General features: G+C 45.7%; 11 protein-coding genes and 1 pseudogene. 5 read left to right on the top strand and 7 right to left on the bottom strand.

The window, feature by feature from the left end; translation table 11 throughout:
- Positions 1 to 1,125: 1,125 nt before the first annotated feature.
- The gene (locus JRG66_RS04715) at positions 1,126 to 4,407 is read right to left on the bottom strand and encodes an amidohydrolase family protein (RefSeq protein ID WP_265164613.1); all 3,282 of its coding nucleotides are present in this window, start codon (positions 4,405 to 4,407) and stop codon (positions 1,126 to 1,128) included.
- Positions 4,408 to 4,561: 154 nt separating this feature from the next.
- Here JRG66_RS04715 and JRG66_RS04710 point away from each other — a divergent pair, with 154 nt between their 5' ends.
- The gene (locus JRG66_RS04710) at positions 4,562 to 5,191 is read left to right on the top strand and encodes a transposase (protein WP_265164612.1); all 630 of its coding nucleotides are present in this window, start codon (positions 4,562 to 4,564) and stop codon (positions 5,189 to 5,191) included.
- 241 nt (positions 5,192 to 5,432) lie between these two features.
- On the top strand, positions 5,433 to 7,880 hold the full coding sequence (locus JRG66_RS04705; RefSeq protein ID WP_265164611.1) for a zinc-dependent metalloprotease: 2,448 nt from the start codon (positions 5,433 to 5,435) through the stop codon (positions 7,878 to 7,880).
- Between the two features lie 311 nt (positions 7,881 to 8,191).
- Here JRG66_RS04705 and JRG66_RS04700 read toward each other — a convergent pair whose 3' ends face one another.
- The 5 genes and pseudogenes from JRG66_RS04700 to JRG66_RS04680 form a co-directional block, all read right to left on the bottom strand.
- Positions 8,192 to 8,638 carry a universal stress protein gene (locus JRG66_RS04700; protein ID WP_265164610.1) on the bottom strand — a complete coding sequence of 149 codons (447 nt, stop codon included), beginning with the start codon at positions 8,636 to 8,638 and terminating at the stop codon, positions 8,192 to 8,194.
- A 107-nt stretch (positions 8,639 to 8,745) separates the two neighbouring features.
- Positions 8,746 to 9,576 (bottom strand): IS3 family transposase, encoded by an 831-nt coding sequence (locus JRG66_RS04695; protein WP_265163187.1) that lies wholly within the window; start codon positions 9,574 to 9,576, stop codon positions 8,746 to 8,748.
- 8 nt (positions 9,577 to 9,584) lie between these two features.
- Positions 9,585 to 9,983 carry a transposase gene (locus JRG66_RS04690; RefSeq protein WP_265163188.1) on the bottom strand — a complete coding sequence of 133 codons (399 nt, stop codon included), beginning with the start codon at positions 9,981 to 9,983 and terminating at the stop codon, positions 9,585 to 9,587.
- 70 nt (positions 9,984 to 10,053) lie between these two features.
- A pseudogene (locus JRG66_RS04685) lies at positions 10,054 to 10,688 on the bottom strand (NAD(P)-dependent oxidoreductase).
- Positions 10,689 to 11,318: 630 nt separating this feature from the next.
- Positions 11,319 to 12,683 (bottom strand): acyl-CoA dehydrogenase family protein, encoded by a 1,365-nt coding sequence (locus JRG66_RS04680; protein WP_265164608.1) that lies wholly within the window; start codon positions 12,681 to 12,683, stop codon positions 11,319 to 11,321.
- Between the two features lie 128 nt (positions 12,684 to 12,811).
- Between JRG66_RS04680 and JRG66_RS04675 the strand changes: the two genes are divergently transcribed.
- From JRG66_RS04675 to JRG66_RS04665, 3 genes are all read left to right on the top strand, one after another.
- Positions 12,812 to 13,192 (top strand): PH domain-containing protein, encoded by a 381-nt coding sequence (locus JRG66_RS04675; protein WP_265164607.1) that lies wholly within the window; start codon positions 12,812 to 12,814, stop codon positions 13,190 to 13,192.
- A 122-nt stretch (positions 13,193 to 13,314) separates the two neighbouring features.
- The gene (locus JRG66_RS04670) at positions 13,315 to 14,211 is read left to right on the top strand and encodes an SDR family oxidoreductase (protein WP_265164605.1); all 897 of its coding nucleotides are present in this window, start codon (positions 13,315 to 13,317) and stop codon (positions 14,209 to 14,211) included.
- 28 nt (positions 14,212 to 14,239) lie between these two features.
- Complete coding sequence (locus tag JRG66_RS04665) at positions 14,240 to 14,851, top strand: phosphatase PAP2 family protein (RefSeq protein ID WP_265164603.1); 612 nt, start codon at positions 14,240 to 14,242, stop codon at positions 14,849 to 14,851.
- Between the two features lie 82 nt (positions 14,852 to 14,933).
- Here the strand turns inward: JRG66_RS04665 and metK are convergent, their stop codons facing one another.
- A complete protein-coding gene (gene metK, locus JRG66_RS04660) occupies positions 14,934 to 16,190 on the bottom strand; it encodes a methionine adenosyltransferase (RefSeq protein WP_265164601.1) in 1,257 nt (418 codons plus the stop codon).
- Positions 16,191 to 16,546: the final 356 nt, after the last annotated feature.

Here is a 16,546-nt window from a genome sequence, read left to right as displayed (position 1 = left end):
AGTTTTTTGTTGTGTTCTCCCATGCTGCTGAAAAACAGTTTAATCAATGGAATAAAAAACTCCTCGAAAATGCCATTTCTGACACCCCGCTAAAAATTAATTTCTTTTTCCCAGCCCTAAAGGGGAAATGGGGTTTTTAAGTTGATATTTCAAAATAGTTGGGCTAAAGCCCTTTTCATTCCACTTTTAATCCTCCGGCTAAAGCCGGAGGCAATTCATTGCTCCTGTGGGCTACTTTTGTCCCCTCCTTCGGAGGGGTGCCCGCAGGGCGGGGTGGGAGAGAACAAAATTCCTTCAATTGCCCCCACCTTCAGGTGAGGGACTAATTAGATAAATGGCATAGGGCTTTAGCCCAATCCGAATCCCTGAGGGACGGCATATATTAAAAAAGTGACTCTAAAATAATTGGATAAAAAACCTCTCTAAAATGCCCTTTTTGACACCCCGCTAAAACCCCATTCCTTTTTCCCAGTCCTAAAGGGGAAATGGGTTTTAAGTTGATATTTCAAAAGAGTTGGGCTAAAGCCTTTTCATTCTACATTTAATCCTCCGGCTAAAGCCGGAGGCAATTCATTGCTCCTGTGGGCTACTTTTGTCCCCTCCTTCGGAGTGGTGCCCGCCGGGCGGGGTGGGAGAGAACAAAAATTCTTCAACTGCCCCCTCCTTCAGGTGGGGGATTTAATATAAAACTAGTTCCAGGGCTTTAGCCCAATCCGAATCCCTGAGGGACGGCATATATTAAAAAGGCGGCTCTAAACTAATTCGATAAAAAACCTCTCAAAAGTGCCATTTTTGTCACCCCGCTAAAAATTCATTTCTTTTTCCCAGCCCTAAAGGGAGGGAATGGAGTTTTAGACAGAGATTCCCTTTTTTCTTATTCCGGCTCCCTTTTGAGCTTCCAGCAGGATGAGATTTCTCCCTCCGGTCGAATTGACAAAAGTATCCCTACTTGAAGGTAGGATATCAAAGAAATAAAAACAATCCAGACTTTAGTCTAAATAAAAAGCCGAAATCTCAAAGGATTTCGGCTTATCCATTTTCTAAAATCTATCGTCTCATGTCTAATATCTAGCAGCGCAGCGGTCTAATCATCCATTATTCAATATTCAATATACATTATACTTTTTAATGCGCCATACACCCATGTGCATGCACTTCCTCGTGCCATCCAAAGGAAGGGTTGTAGTTGTTGTTCTCCCAGTAAAAATTAAGTCTTTCCTTCGGATGGTTTCCTATTTCGTTCATAGTGCTGGCATCATACAGCCTTCCGTTTATCATCGTGTAGAGGATGCTGTTGGTGTTCTGGATATCTTCCAGCGGATTCTCCTCCAGTACCAGCAGGTCAGCGAGTTTTCCGACTTCCAGACTTCCGATCTCGTCACCCAATCCAAGATATTCGGCTGAGTTGATAGTGGCAGTTTTTAAAGCTTCCATGTTGCTCATGCCTCCCATTTGTATCAGCCATAGCTCCCAGTGTGCTCCTAGGCCCTGTAACTGTCCGTGCGCACCCATGTTCACTTTTACGCCGACATCAGAAAGTTCTTTTGCTGTTTCTGAAACCAGAATAGGTCCGTGCTCATACTCTTCTTCAGGTAATTTGGTGCGGTGTCGCGAACGGGAGTCGATCACTGAACGCGGAGTGAACTCCAGCAGTTTCTCATTCTCCCAAACATTGTGCTTATCATAGAAATAATATTCCCCGTTGATCCCGCCGTAATTTACGATGAGCGTTGGAGTATAGCCGGTGCTGGAGTTGCCCCAAAGTGTCTTGATGTCTTTATAGACCGGCGCGATTGGGATGTTGTGTTCAATCCCGGTATGCCCGTCCACGATCATGTTCATGTTGTGAAAGAAAGTGCTTCCGCCCTCAGGCACCACGTTCATGTCGAGTTCTTTGGCGGCCTGCATCACCTGCTGGCGTTGCTCCCGGCGCGGCTGATTGTAACTTTTTACCGAAGTCGCCCCAAAAGCTTTGGTTCTTCTCAAAGCAGATCTGGCATCTTCGAGGCTGTTGATCTCGGCTTTGAAATCTCCTTCAGCACCATAGAGAATGATCCCGGTGGAGTAGAGGCGTGGGCCAACCATGTCACCGCTTTTGATGAGTTCGGCCATTCCGAAGACAGTTTCACTCAAAGCTGAAGGATCATGCGCAGTAGTAACCCCATAGGCCAGGTTTGCAAAAGCAGGCCAGTGCTGCTGCGGCGTTAATCCATATCTAAAGGCGCCAATGTGGGCATGGGCATCTACCATTCCGGGCATGATGGTTTTGCCCTGCACATCGTAAACCTTCGCATTTTTCGGCACATTTACTTCGGAAGCATTTCCTATCTGCACGATCTTGTTTGCTTCGATCACGATACTTCCGTTGTCGATCACTTTGTCGCCGTTCATGGTGATGATACGCGCATTGGTGAAAGCGATCTGTCCTGAAGGAACATCGGTCTTTACTTTTAATCCAATCTTTGTGCCCTGTTCGGTAATTGGCGGAATGGAGTCTGCCGAGTTCTCTAAAAAGGTAAAACGCTCGGTAATTTTATTGGTGAAATATTCATCTCCCAACGTCCAGTGTACATTCTGGCTGTCATTAGACCAGTGAATGTTGATCCCTGCATCTTTCGCCAGCTGACTCACCGGAACTGTCTTGGAATCGGGCCCAATTTCCACAGGCTTTCCTGTCATTAACAGCGGAGCCACGTATGCTTTGTGCAGGTTGCTAAAGGCCACCCATTTATTGTCGGGGCTTGGTACGAGCCGCCCGCCGTATTTCGATTCCATGTGCGTGCGCTCGTCTTTTCCGTTGAGGTCAACACTTTTCAGCTTCTTGGTAAGGCTTCCGAATAAATATCCGCCCGTTTGGAACAGGATGCGGTCATTATTGGTGTTGAATATCGCGAATTCCCCCTCATCATTGATCTTTCTCAGGTTTTCTCCGGAGGCGTTCATCAAATAAATTCCGGGGTTTTTTGTAAAAGTCCTTCCGAGGTCAGAATTTCCACCTTCCTTGTTGAAGACGATCATGCGGCCGTCGCTTGAAAAAGAAGGGTTGCGAAAAATGCCTTTTTCGGCAGTCAGTTTTTTGGCATTCCTTCCGTTAAGGCCAACTGTTCTCACAGCGCCCATATTATTGTCGCTCCAGGTCACGTACACGATGCTCTTGCCATCTGGGGAGAAAGCCGGTTCAAATTCAAATTCTTCAGCTTTGGTGATCCTTTCGGGAGTTCCCTTGGGAAGGCTTTTCTTCCACAGGTAACCCACGGCATTGAAGACAAGCGTCTTTCCATCGGGGGAAGTGACGGCGTGGCGAATTACCTTCGGATTAAATTCTTCGGAAAATACCTCGTGCTTCACGTGATGCGTCTCTGCGATTTTGATGCTGTTGTTCACCTCGAACGGAATTTCAGAAACACCGGCGTTTTCAATATTTGCTTTTTTGATCTTTCCCTGGCTCCAGAAAATGATCTCCTGGCTGTTTGGCATCCAGCCAAAACCGGGATACACGCCAAAGATGGCCCAGGCTTCCTGCTGATCTTTGCTCAACTGATCATTAACCGGCCATTCCTCGCCTGTTTCGAGGTCGTGGATGTAAAGCACCGAGCTGGTGCGCACGCGCTTTACAAAAGCCAGCTTCTTCCCGTCGGGTGACACCTGTGGTCTCGCGGCACCGCCAGGTCCGCCGGTAACACGGTCGATCTCGCCTGTTTCGAAGTCATAGCGGTTGATCACGTAGATCTGGTTGTTCGGGTCTTTGTTATACTGAAAAGCCCCTCCCGGATACACATCCTGACTGTAGTACAGGTAGCGGCCATCGGGCGAGATGCTGGGCTCGTTGATATCCTGTTGCTCGTTGGCTTTTTCTACCAGCTGAATCCCCGCATCGCCTGCACCTATGTGGTACATCCACATCTCACCGGCTCCCAGCGAGCGGCCCGAGGTGAAGTGCTTACGGGCGACAATTGCATTGCCGTCGGGCATCCACACCGCATTGTTGAGCAGCCTGAAGCTCTCTTTGGTTAGCTGTTTTGCATCGCTGCCATCGGCATTCATGATCCAGATGTTATCGCCACCACCGGCATCGCTGGTAAAGGAGATGCTTTTCCCGTCGGGGCTAAAGCGCGGCTGCACATCATAGGCCATACCGCTGGTAAGTGCCGTGGCTTTCCCGCCGGTAGCGGGCATAATATAAATATCCCCTAAAAGGTCAAAAACGATCTGCTTCCCATCGGGGCTTACATCGAGGTTCATCCAGGTACCTTCATCGGTATTGAGGGCAACTTCTTTAATGTTCCAGTCGGAGGTGTAGGGATCGTTGACATCCCATTTTTTGTCATCTTTTTTTTCTTCTTCCTGCGCAAAAATGGCAGAGGTGGTCATTAGCAGGAGTAATGCCAGTAGGGGTTTGTGGATCATAAGTGAAATTTGAAAATTTTAAGAGGGCTAAATATAGGGATTTTTTGAAGGTTTTATTGCTGAAGGGGCAACAGGGAAGGCATTTAAAAATACCTTTCAAAAATGCCATTTTTGACTATCTTTAAAATGCCTCCCCTAACAAATCACAATATTTATGTCGGCAAAATCGGGGAATAAATTTCGGAATGGATCCATCCGGTTGCAGCATTGGGATTATGGATGGGATGCAGCATATTTTATTACTATTTGTACCAAAGACCGGAAACATTTTTTTGGAGAGGTGCAGGATCGAGAAATGAAATTGTCACCGGCGGGTGCCATCGCCAATGTGCTGTGGTGTGAAATATTACACCATGCAAAAAATGTGGAATTGGGGGAACTTATGGTGATGCCCAATCATATTCACGGAATTATTATTTTGAATGGGAATAAACCACCCTGGACAATGGATGTTAATGACAGGCCTGCGGGCTCAAGGCATGCCTTGAGCCCGCAATCAATACCACAACAATTTACCGATGGATTAATAGATGAACCCAGCACCCCGGAATCTGAAAAAACAATCGGGCAAAAACGGTTTCAAAATCAGGGAAAAAATACCATTTTCTCTATTGTAGGTTCATATAAATCGGCCGTGACCAAACATGCAAACCGGTTAAATTTAGAATTTGGCTGGCAATCACTCTTTTTCCATCATATCATCAGGGATTCCAGTTCTTTTCAGAATATTTCGGCATATATTCAAAATAACCCCCGGAACTGGAAGGAAGATAATTTGAGTTGAAAAATAATTCTCAAATTCAAGCACCAAATCAAACCATAAATTCCAAGTCACAAATTCCAAAATCCAGGCACCAAATTCAAAATTCCAAATTCCAAATTCCCTGGCCAATAGCCAAAAGCTAACAGCCAAAAGCTTTTCCGCTCTAACTTCGTCCTTCTAAAATCGTACTTCTACATCCTACTTCCCATTTCGTAGTTATAACTTCATTGATTATCTTGGGAACCTTAAATCCCATTTAACCATGATGAAAAAGTTACCGATGTACGGACTGCTTTTGGCGGTTGGTGTAAGTTGCCAGACGCAAAAAGGAGTACCGGCACCAAAGCCTGATGCTGCGGCACAAAAAAAGACGCAAGATGGCACCAAGCCTTACAAAGAGGTGATCACGGCGGCTGCAAAAAGCGATGAAGGCCTGTTCACCACGCATTTTGTAGGTGATAAGTTATATTTTGAGATTCCGCTTAACATGCTTGAAAAAGATATGCTGCTGGTGAGCCGCATTGCCGGCGTGCCCGCGGGTTTTGGCGGTGGCTACGTCAATGCCGGCTCCAAAGCCAATGAGCAGGTGGTGCGCTGGTCAAAAAGGGGAAACCACATAGACATGAAAGTGATAAGTTTCGAGAACGAGAGTGATGAAGGTACCCCAATATATCAGTCGGTTGCCGCCAATAATTTCTTTCCTATCCTTTTCAGCGCGAAGATCGCGGCTTATAATGACGATAAAACTTCCGCAGTAATTGAGGTGAGCGAACTGTTCACAGAAGAAGTAGCTGCCATAAACGGGGTTTCACCCGATCTTAAGAAGCGTTACAAAATAAAGAGGCTCGATAAATCCAGGTCGTATATAGACCAGGCAAAAGCTTTTCCTGAAAACGTGGAGGTGAAGCACGTGATGACCTATGAAGCCGAGGAGCCGCCCGAAAGGGAGCAGGCAGGAACCATTACCATGCTGATGAACCAGTCTATGATCCTGCTGCCCGAAGAAAAGATGCAGCCGCGCCTGGCCGATCATCGTGTGGGCTGGTTCACTACCCGTAAGTACGACTACAACAGTGACGAGCTCAAGAGTGATGACTACAGGATTATTAACCGCTGGAAACTTATCCCCAAAGATATTGAAGCTTACAAAAGAGGGGAGCTGGTAGAACCGGTAGAGCCTATTGTATGGTACCTTGATCCTGCAACGCCTGAAAAATGGAGGCCTTATTTTAAACAGGGGATCGAAGACTGGAATGTGGCTTTTGAAGCGGCAGGTTTTAAGAATGCAGTGATCGCCAAAGATCCGCCGACAAAAGAAGAAGACCCCGATTTTAGTCCGGAAGATGTGCGGTATTCGGTGGTGCGTTACGTTGCCAGTACCACCAGAAATGCGATGGGGCCAAGTGTGACCGATCCGCGTACCGGGGAGATTATCGAAAGTGACATCATCTGGTACCACAACCACCTGCGTTCATACCGCAACCGTTACATGATCGAGGCCGGTGCCCAGCTGGAATCGGCCAGGACCCTTAATACCCCCGAAGAGGAGATTGGGGAAATGATGCGCATGGTGATTGCGCACGAGGTAGGCCATGCCCTTGGTTTGCCACACAATATGAAGGCGAGTTCGGCTTATGCTACAGATTCGTTGCGTTCTCCTGAATTCACTCAAAAATATGGGCTAACGCCTTCCATCATGGATTATGCCCGGGTGAATTATGTTGCCCAACCCGAAGATAAAGGCGTTCGCTACATCAGGATGATGGGGCCCTATGACCTTTATGCCATCAACTGGGGCTACCGCTATATTCCTGAAGCCAGTTCTTCTGAAGCAGAAAAACCCATTCTAAGCGAGTGGATACTTGAAAAAGCCGGGGATCCTGTTTATGAATTCGGAAATGGTTACGGCGGAATTGATCCGCAGTCGCAAAGGGAAAGTCTGGGCGATGACCAGGTGAAGGCCAGCGAGTACGGACTCGCAAACCTGAAAAAAGTGGTTCCGAATTTAGTGGAATGGACTGCAAAAGATAATGCCGATTATTCCGAATTATCTGAAGTTTACCGGGAGCTTACCAGCATGTGGCGAGGTTACGTTTCTCACGTGGTGGCGAATGTAGGCGGGGTTTACGAAACCCGAAAGACCGCCGATCAGGAAGGAACGGTGTATACCCATGTTCCTAAAGAAAAACAAAGGGCCGCACTGGCCTTTTTGAACGAACAGGCGTTCTCTACACCCAACTGGCTGTTAAACCAGGAAATACTGGCGCGCATTGAACCTACGGGTGCCATTGAACGGGTACAGAACCTGCAAAGCCGTGCGTTGAACGATCTTTTAGATGAAGACCGCCTGCAACGTATGATCACCAATGAACAGGTGAACGGCAGGCAGGCATACACGGCGGTAGAAATGATAAATGACCTTAGAAAAGGCATTTTTGAAGAGCTATACAGAGCTAAGAAAGTTGATGCTTACAGGAGGAGTATTCAGCGGGCTTATGTAGATGCCGCTGCCGAATACGTTCAGAATTTAAAAAAGGAAGAGAGAGATGAGGTGGCTGCCACCGATGTGATCGCCTTGATGCGCGGAGATCTGGAGCAGTTACGCAGGGATCTTCGATCCCGCAGAAACAGGACCAATGATCAATTGAGCGTCTATCACTGGAATGACCTGATCGCAAGGATAGACCAGGCCTTAGATGTGGACGCGTAAAACATACAGCTGATTTTATAGATTTTATCAAACAGGTTTATTTCACAAAAATCCTCGCTACAAAGCGTGGATTTTTTGTTGAATGTGATTATGAAGAAAGAAACAAGAGACAGGATTAAGAATTTCAGAATGGCACTGCCCACAGATGATTTTTCAGTGAAGACTGATGACTGACCATTGATGATTGATTTTTTTACTCCCATAAAAGGTTTCCCGCAGATCTCACAGATTTGCGCAGATAATAAAATGAATATTTTTAAATTTTATTTTTTACTGATGACTGACCACTGAATACTGATCACTTTAAAAAATCACTCCTCGATTGGAATTGTCAAAATGGGAATACTCGCTTTTTTCAGCAGCTCCAGGGAAACACTTTCCTGTAAGAGGTTGTGCAGAAAGCTGTGCTTATGGGTGCCCACAATAAGCAGGTCAGATTTTAACTTTTTTGCCTCTTCCAGTACAGCTTCAATGGTAGAACCCTGAATGAGCAAAGCTTCTTTTTCAATATTTTCACTAAGGAAGGTGTCACAATACATTTGCAGGTTGCGATGTTCTTCCCGAAATTCTTCTGCTTTAAAGTCTCTTATGTACTGCGGCCCCGGTTCATAGCCTACAAAATCGGGGTTGGGAGCTGCGACATGCAAAACCCAAACCTTGGCACCAAATTTTAGGGCCAGGCCTTCGGCATATCCCAGTAAATCTCCTACGGCATCATTAAAATCTACAGCTACCAGAATGTTCTTTAGTTCTTTCATGATGTTGGTTTGTTTGTTGTTTGTTGTTCGTGGTTTGTCGCTTACGGAAATTTATAAAATGATATTTTTACTAAACTTCCCTGATTAGTGTTGACCGGTTTTAGATATTAATTTTCATTATCAAAAATAGTAATAATTGGTCTTTCTTCTGTTTTGAGGGTTGACCAATAACTAATGAACTCTTCAGGGTTTCTTTTCTCTAAATGATCATGGGATCTTTTGGTGTTATAATTTTTTACTGCTTTGTTCACCTGGTTCTTGAGTTGGCTAAAGGATTGTGGCTTCCAGTGATCCAGATACTCCTCTTTTATTGTTCTATTGATCCTCTCGGCATATGCATTGTCCTGAGCACTTAAGGCCATACTTATAGTGGTCGTATTTGATTGTAAGAGTTCAGTATAAGATTTGTACGTATACTGGCTTCCTCGATCTGAGTGATGGATCTTAGGAGCTTTGTTTTGTTTTAAAGCCATCTTCAAAGCTTTTAAATTTGCTGTCCCTCTCATATGATCAGAGACTTCATAACCGACTATTTTCTTGGTGTAAACATCAATTATAAATACTGCATAATAAAATTTGTCTCCTACCCGATAGTAAGTAATATCGCTTTGCCATACTACCGAAGGTGCATTGATCTTTATTCCTTTAATTTTATTCGGATAGTAGATATTACCGGCAATGGTTGTGCGTCTATAATTCTTCTTTCTTTTGAGACGATAACCTAATTGCATAAAAGTCTCTACAAAACGATCTCTCCCAATAAAATCAGGCTTTAAAGTATAGTACATTTTTTCCACCCCACAACCAGGATGATCTCTACGAATATCATCAGCTTCAGACATTAATTCCATCAAACGATGATCAAAAATTCTTTGTCTTCTAGCATATTGATGGACAGCTTGTTTACTGATCCCAATGCCTTCATAGAATTGATTCATGGAATAACTCACTTTTTCTTTGTTTTTCCTGAACCAGTTGATTGTGGGGTGCTGTAGTTTTTTTTAATGTCGATATCGAGTTCTGACTTAGCCAGTTCGATCATCTTTTCTAAATAATCCAACTGTATCTGTTTACGCCCTAAAGCTGCTTCCAGTTCCTTGTTTTTGGCCTCCAGCTCTTGCATCTTTTTACTGCTACTGTCTTTCATTTCTACAACTCTATAACCTTTCTCGTTAAAGGTAGAAAATTTATGAATCCAGTTATAGATCATAGACCGTGACATTCCGTGAAGCTTAGACAGTTGAAATACACTGTACCTGCCACTTTCATAATCATTCACAATTTGTCTTTTGAACTCATCGGAGAATTTCCGATGTTTACTGAGCAATCGAATATTTGACTTCATGTAAGTTGATTTTATGGTCAACCTATATCAGGGACGTACATACTGACCACTGACCACTGACCACTGAATACTAATACTCTTTCTCCCTGTCAACCACGTTCTTCAATTCCTTTCCTTCTTTCATTCTCTTATAATTCTCAAGAATCTGCGGCACTACACTTTTGGGATGGGTAATACTTGCTATATGTGGAGACACTTTGATCTTTTCGTTCTTCCAGAAAGGGTGTTCTGCGGGTAAAGGTTCCTGCCGGAAAACATCGAGGGCAGCGCCAGACAGATGTTTGGTATGGATCATCTCCAGCAGGTCATCGTCTATAAGATGTTCCCCCGGGCCACGTTGATCACATAAGCCCCTTTTGGGAGCTTCTCAAAAAGCTGTTTATTCAGGATGTTTTTTGTTTTGGAAGTCAGCGGCAGCAAATTCACCAGTATTTGGGTATTTTTTAAAAACTCCTGCAGCTGTTCATCGCCGTGGTAGGTAGTCACGCCCAGAATTTCCTTTTTAGTCTTTGACCAGCCGGTGACATTGAATTTATTCCGGATCAGTTTTTCGGCGACGCCCACTCCCAGTACGCCCATGCCCATTATTCCCACCTGTGTGTTTTCTGGCCGCCCGTAAGCCTTTGGATTCCATTCGTGGCTGCAATGGTGTTCCTTCAGGTTTCGCAGGTATTCGAGAATAAGGGAAAGTACAAACACGCTCATGTCTTTGGTGAGCTGTTCATCAACCAGGCGGGTGATCTTTATGTGCTTCGCAATTTCTTTATCGCCAATAATGTGATCTATGCCTGCACCCATAGAGGCTATTACTTTCAGGTTTGGGTAATCGCGAAAAATTCCGTGCGGGTGCTTCCATGAAAGTACATATTCCACTTTTTTGGGATCTTTAACTTCAGGATATACTTCCAGATCTAAATCTGGTGCTTCGGCTTTCAAGGCCTCTATCCAGGCTTTAGGATCTTTCTGCGGACTCATGATTAGAAATGACATTGGCTGGGTGATTTTCTATTAAGAGACTAGATGCTAGAAGCCAGAATCTAGACTTTTTTATTTTTTTACTGCTTACGTGATACTGCGAACTGCTTACTTTTTCTCATCCTCACCCCGCCTCTTCAAAAGAGAGGAGCTTTTCACTAATTCCGTTTCACCACTCCGCTCTCCACTTCACAACTGCCAACTTAAAACTGTACCCTGGTTACTATAAGTCTTGGCTCTTGGCTCTTGACTCTTGACTCTTGGCTCTTGGCTCTTGGCTCTTTTTTAACTGCCAGCTTAAAACTGTGCACTGCCTACTTCATCTTGGCTGTAAGTTCCAGCAGCGCAGCGGTCTTATGCCTAATTTACAAACGCACTATAGCCCGTGATCGCCCTTCCCACAATAAGGGAGTTGATCTCTTTGGTGCCTTCATAGCTGTAAATGGCTTCGGCATCGGCTACAAAGCGGGCAACGTCGTATTCCAGGAGAATCCCGTTGCCTCCCATCACTTCGCGGGCCCTGCTCACCACATCGCGCATTCGCATGCTGGTATAGACTTTTGCTAAAGATGCATGCTCATCCTTTAAAAGTCCCTGGTCCTGGAGTTCAGATAACCTGAAACAGAGCGTTTGCATAGAGGTGAGGTTGGCGATCATTTCAACCAGGTGGTTTTGTATAAGCTGATAGGAAGCAATTGGCCTTCCAAATTGTTCCCTTTTCTTGGTGTATTTCAAAGCACTTTCATAAGCACCCCGGGCACAGCCCACAGCCTGCCATGCTACCCCTGCCCGGGTCATTTTAAGCACTTTTGCCGTATCCCTGAATGATTCTGCTTTCTGAAGTCGGTCGCTTTCAGGTACTTTGCAATCGTTTAGAGTGATCAGGGCGTTTTGCACGATTCGCAGCGCCATCTTGTCTTCCATTTTTTCAGCCTTGAAGCCGGGGTTGTCTTTTTTAACCAAAAAGCCTTTTACCTGGTTGGAGTCTTCATCACGCGCCCAGATGATGATCACATCGGCAAAAGTGGCATTCCCAATCCATTTTTTCTGTCCGTTGAGTACCCAATGCTCGCCATCCCACCTGCAGGTAGTTTCAAGCCCGCCGGCAGCACCGCTGCCCACGTTGGGTTCGGTAAGGCCAAAGGCGCCAATAGTTTCCAGGCGCTGCATCTTTGGGAGCCATTCTTCTTTTTGTTCCTCGCTTCCGCAGAGATAAATAGAGCCCATGGCCAGCCCGCTGTGTACGCCAAAGAAAGTGGAAATGGAAACATCTACCCGTGCGATCTCCTGCGCAATAATGCCCTCCATCAAAAATGGCAAATTTGGGCAGCCGTATCCTTCATAAGGAACTCCGGTAATGTTGAGCTTCTTGAATTTTTCTATGATCTCAAACGGGAATTTTGCCCTGTTCCAGTGGTCGTTCACCAGGGGGCGCACTTCGTCTTCCATGAAGTTGCGCACCTTTAGCTGAAGCTCTCGCTGTTCTTCGGAAAGCTTCAGGTCGAGCTGGTAAAAATCCCCGTCAATAGGTGGCAGGTCGTGCTGCCCTTTCCGGCGTTTGGTCTTCAGCATTTTCATGAGCCCCTTGAGCTGATTGTCATCCAGCTGCCCCAGGGTTTGCATGGCTTCAGAAAGATCTATTTGTTTGTTGATCTTCGCCAGCTGGTCAAGATCAATGTTCTTTAAAAGGTTGATGGTGTTTCTCACTTTTCCGAAGAAGGCCATAGTACAAGGTTTTTCTAAAAATAGGCATTAAAGCGAAGGCAGCTTGTTAAAGCTTTCTCAAAGGCCACGATCCAGAAGCTCAAAAAATGGATTATTTGTTTTAAATTTCCTGAAAAACACAAATCACCATGGGAATTTTTTCATCTTTAATGGGCAATGCCGGGGCGGTAGACAATCAAAAACTACAAAGTGATTTCGCGCAGCTGTTGTGCGATTCCGAAGTAATTGAAGCGGGCTTTAAGATATTCAGGGACACCTTTATCTTTACTAACAAAAGGCTGATCCTGGTAGATAAACAGGGGCTTACCGGGAGCAAAACCCAGTATTTATCCATAAGCTACAAAAGTATTTCCCGGTTTAGCGTGGAAACAGCAGGGACTTTTGACCTCGATGCCGAGCTAAAGATCTGGATTTCTTCGGAGCAGCAGCCCAGTATTTGCAGGAGGTTCAACAAATCGGTAAATGTCTATGAGGTTCAGAAACTTTTGGCGCAACATGTACTAAAATAGACTTTTAGCAAAATTTTAGTTTCCTTCATTTCTGTGCCGCGAGTTACTTTCCGTAAATTCATGCGGAAACATGAGGTGTCAAAAATGCCATTTTTGGAACCTCTTCAAAAAAAGTATGAGCTATGAAAGATGACAACAAAGAAATGAAGCACCCGCAGAAAAAGGAAGCACAACCTCCTTTTAAAGATCAGGAGCGGCAGCAGGACACGCCGGGAAAAGAAGCGAAAATGCAGCCTAAAGTAGATCACGGCGAAGAATCTTATAAAGGATCGGGCAAGCTGGAGGGCAAAAATGCCATAATTACCGGCGGAGATTCGGGGATTGGAAGAGCTGTGGCTATTGCCTTTGCCAGAGAGGGCGCCAATGTGCTTATCGCTTACCTTAGCGAAGATAAAGATGCTGAGGAAACCGCAAAACATGTGCGGGAAGCCGGTAAAAAAGCTATTTTAGTGGCCGGTGATGTGAGCGAAGAGGCACATTGTAGAAATATAGTGCAAAAAGCCGTAGATGAGTTTGGGCAAATTGATATCCTGGTGAACAATGCAGCTTTTCAAATGGCGCGGGAGAGCATACAGGATATTCCGAGTGATGAGTGGGACAAGACTTTCAAGACCAATATCTATTCGATGTTCTACCTTGTAAAAGCCGCAGAACCTCATATGAAGCCGGGAAGTACCATTATTAACACCACTTCTATCAATGCCTATAAACCCCACCCAAAACTCCTTGCCTATGCGGCCACCAAAGGAGCGATCCAGAATTTTACGGCTAACCTGGGGCAAATTTTAGCACCCAAGGGAATCCGTGCGAATTGTGTGGCGCCGGGGCCGGTCTGGACGCCTTTGATCCCTTCAACCATGCCGATGGACCAGGTAGAGAACTTTGGTAAGAATACGCCCATTGGCAGGCCGGGGCAACCGGCAGAACTAGCCGCGCCTTTTGTGCTTCTGGCTTCCGAAGGATCCAGTTATATGACTGGTTCTACAGTACAGGTTACCGGAGGAACCCCCACTATTTAGTTTAACCCTGAAATTGCAATAATTTTTAATGAACTATTCCCCGAATTCAGATCCTGAAGCAATTAGGTTTTTTGCGGCCAGGCTAAAAAAGATTGTTTTTCTTTTCCTGTTTGGCCTTCTGCTAAGCCTGCCTTCAAACATGCAGGCACAGCTTATTGAACCCAACAGTGAGGCTGTAGAAACCAGCGGCGATATTATCCTGCTGGCACTGCCGGCAAGCGCAGTGCTCACCACTGCGCTAATGAAAGACAGGCAGGGCTTCTGGCAGTTCAGTAAAGGTTTTGCAACTAATATAGCGGTAACGGTGGGGCTAAAATATGCCATTAACAAGAGGCGCCCGTTTAACAGTGGCGGGCAGGCTTTCCCCTCGGGCCATACGTCCATTACTTTTCAGGCGGCTTCCTTTATTCACAAACGCTACGGATTTAAATACGGAATCCCGGCTTATGCCCTTGCCGGCTGGACGGCCTATAGCCGTATTAACGCCACCCGGCACGACGGCTACGACATACTTGCCGGGGCGGTGATAGGTATAGGCAGCAGTTTTATATTTACCCGGCCTTACCTGCAGGAAAATGTGCAGGTCACATTTAACAGCGGGGAAGATCAATTTCTGTTGGGGCTGGTTTACAGGTTTTAAAGCTAAAAAACCAGGCGCTACAGCAATAAAAAGGGAGGCCGATTTTAAAGTCGGCCTCCCTTTTATGGTTTTATTGCAGGTCTTATATTTTGAAAGCCTCTTTTACCTTGTCAACCATATCGAGTTCTTCCCAGGTAAACAGGTTCACTTCAATGGTCTTTTCTCCGTTGTAGGGGCTCTTAAAGATCTTTCTTTCTTTGCGCGGCTCTTTTCCGAAGTGGCCATAGGCAGCGGTTTCCCTGTAAATAGGATTTCTAAGGCCCAGCCTGTCTTCAATGGCAGCAGGCCTCATGTCAAAGATCTCCAGCACTTTTTCTGCGATCTCCCCGTTGCTGATGTCTACTTTTTTGGTGCCGTAGGTTTCCACAAGCAGAGAGGTGGGTTCTACCACGCCAATGGCGTAAGAAACCTGTATCAACACCTCATCGGCCACTCCTGCAGCCACTAGGTTTTTGGCGATGTGCCTTGCCGCATAAGCCGCTGAACGGTCTACTTTACTTGGGTCTTTCCCCGAGAATGCGCCCCCGCCGTGAGCACCTTTTCCGCCGTAAGTATCTACGATAATCTTTCTTCCGGTAAGGCCGGTATCTCCGTGAGGCCCGCCAATAACAAATTTTCCGGTAGGGTTGATGTGGTATTTGATCTTGTCGTTAAACAGCTTTTGAACGTACTCTGGAAGCTGTTCGATCACCCTCGGAATAAGGATCTCGATAATATCCTTTTTTATCTTCTCCAGCATTCGCTGGTCATCTTCATCAAATTCGTCGTGCTGGGTAGAGACCACGATAGACACAATGCGCTGTGGCACGTTGTCGTCACTGTATTCTATGGTTACCTGGCTCTTTGAATCGGGCCGCAGGTAAGTGATGTCGTCATTTTCGCGTCGCAGTTTTGCCAGCTCGATTAAGATCTTATGGGAAATATCCAGGGCCAGCGGCATGTAGTTAGAAGTTTCTTTAGTGGCGTAACCAAACATCATTCCCTGGTCGCCCGCGCCCTGTTCTTCCTTGTTTCCGCGGTCAACGCCCTGGCTTATGTCCTGGGATTGCTCGTGGATCAAAGAAATCACCCCGCAGGAGTCCCCGCTAAATTTATAGGCCCCTTTGGTGTAACCAATATCGTTGATCACATCGCGGGCAATAGACTGCACATCCAGGTAGGTGTCGCTCTTTACCTCACCCGCAAGCACCACCTGCCCGGTGGTAACAAGGGTTTCGCAGGCAACTTTAGATTCGGGGTCAAAAGCGAGAAAATTGTCAAGTAAGGTATCGCTAATCTGGTCGGCAACTTTATCGGGGTGGCCTTCAGAAACACTTTCTGAAGTAAATAAATATGGCATGCTTCTTTATTTTTTATGAGTTAAATTCAGAAAAAATTTGACAGGAAGCGCTAGAGAAGTTGTCACTGCTTTAGCATTTTAGAGGGTTGCAATCAGTCAAATTTTTCCCTGTGATTTATCAGCAGCAAATGTATAAAATTTGTTTTAAATCAGCCGCTTTATCTCAGTTTTAAGAATAATTTGGGCGCTCCGGTTCTCCCTGCCGGTCGTACCGTCTGGCTTTCGCGGGTCGCTTCCCTAAGCCCCGGGCTTAGGGAGAGCTCCAACAACCGCTCAATCCTTAGCGCTTCAGCTCATTTTCCTTTTAAAAATAACCATCAAAAAAGGCCTTTTTGAGAGGGTACCCAAAAAAGCCT

The organism is Salinimicrobium tongyeongense (assembly GCF_026109735.1).
In the GTDB taxonomy this organism is placed as follows: Bacteria; Bacteroidota; Bacteroidia; order Flavobacteriales; family Flavobacteriaceae; genus Salinimicrobium; species Salinimicrobium tongyeongense.
The sequence above is the reverse complement of the archived record's forward strand: the minus strand, read 5'-3'. Positions and strand labels throughout refer to the sequence as shown.

Excerpts from the sequence above, each read along its gene's own strand:
- JRG66_RS04705 (WP_265164611.1), top strand. The coding sequence starts at position 5,433 with ATGATGAAAAAGTTACCGATGTACGGACTGCTTTTGGCGGTTGGTGTA.
- JRG66_RS04665 (WP_265164603.1), top strand. The coding sequence starts at position 14,240 with ATGAACTATTCCCCGAATTCAGATCCTGAAGCAATTAGGTTTTTTGCG.
- metK (WP_265164601.1), bottom strand. The coding sequence starts at position 16,190 with ATGCCATATTTATTTACTTCAGAAAGTGTTTCTGAAGGCCACCCCGAT.
- JRG66_RS04715 (WP_265164613.1), bottom strand. The coding sequence starts at position 4,407 with ATGATCCACAAACCCCTACTGGCATTACTCCTGCTAATGACCACCTCT.
- JRG66_RS04710 (WP_265164612.1), top strand. The coding sequence starts at position 4,562 with ATGTCGGCAAAATCGGGGAATAAATTTCGGAATGGATCCATCCGGTTG.
- JRG66_RS04670 (WP_265164605.1), top strand. The coding sequence starts at position 13,315 with ATGAAAGATGACAACAAAGAAATGAAGCACCCGCAGAAAAAGGAAGCA.
- JRG66_RS04700 (WP_265164610.1), bottom strand. The coding sequence starts at position 8,638 with ATGAAAGAACTAAAGAACATTCTGGTAGCTGTAGATTTTAATGATGCC.
- JRG66_RS04690 (WP_265163188.1), bottom strand. The coding sequence starts at position 9,983 with ATGAAGTCAAATATTCGATTGCTCAGTAAACATCGGAAATTCTCCGAT.
- JRG66_RS04675 (WP_265164607.1), top strand. The coding sequence starts at position 12,812 with ATGGGAATTTTTTCATCTTTAATGGGCAATGCCGGGGCGGTAGACAAT.
- JRG66_RS04680 (WP_265164608.1), bottom strand. The coding sequence starts at position 12,683 with ATGGCCTTCTTCGGAAAAGTGAGAAACACCATCAACCTTTTAAAGAAC.
- JRG66_RS04695 (WP_265163187.1), bottom strand. The coding sequence starts at position 9,576 with ATGAATCAATTCTATGAAGGCATTGGGATCAGTAAACAAGCTGTCCAT.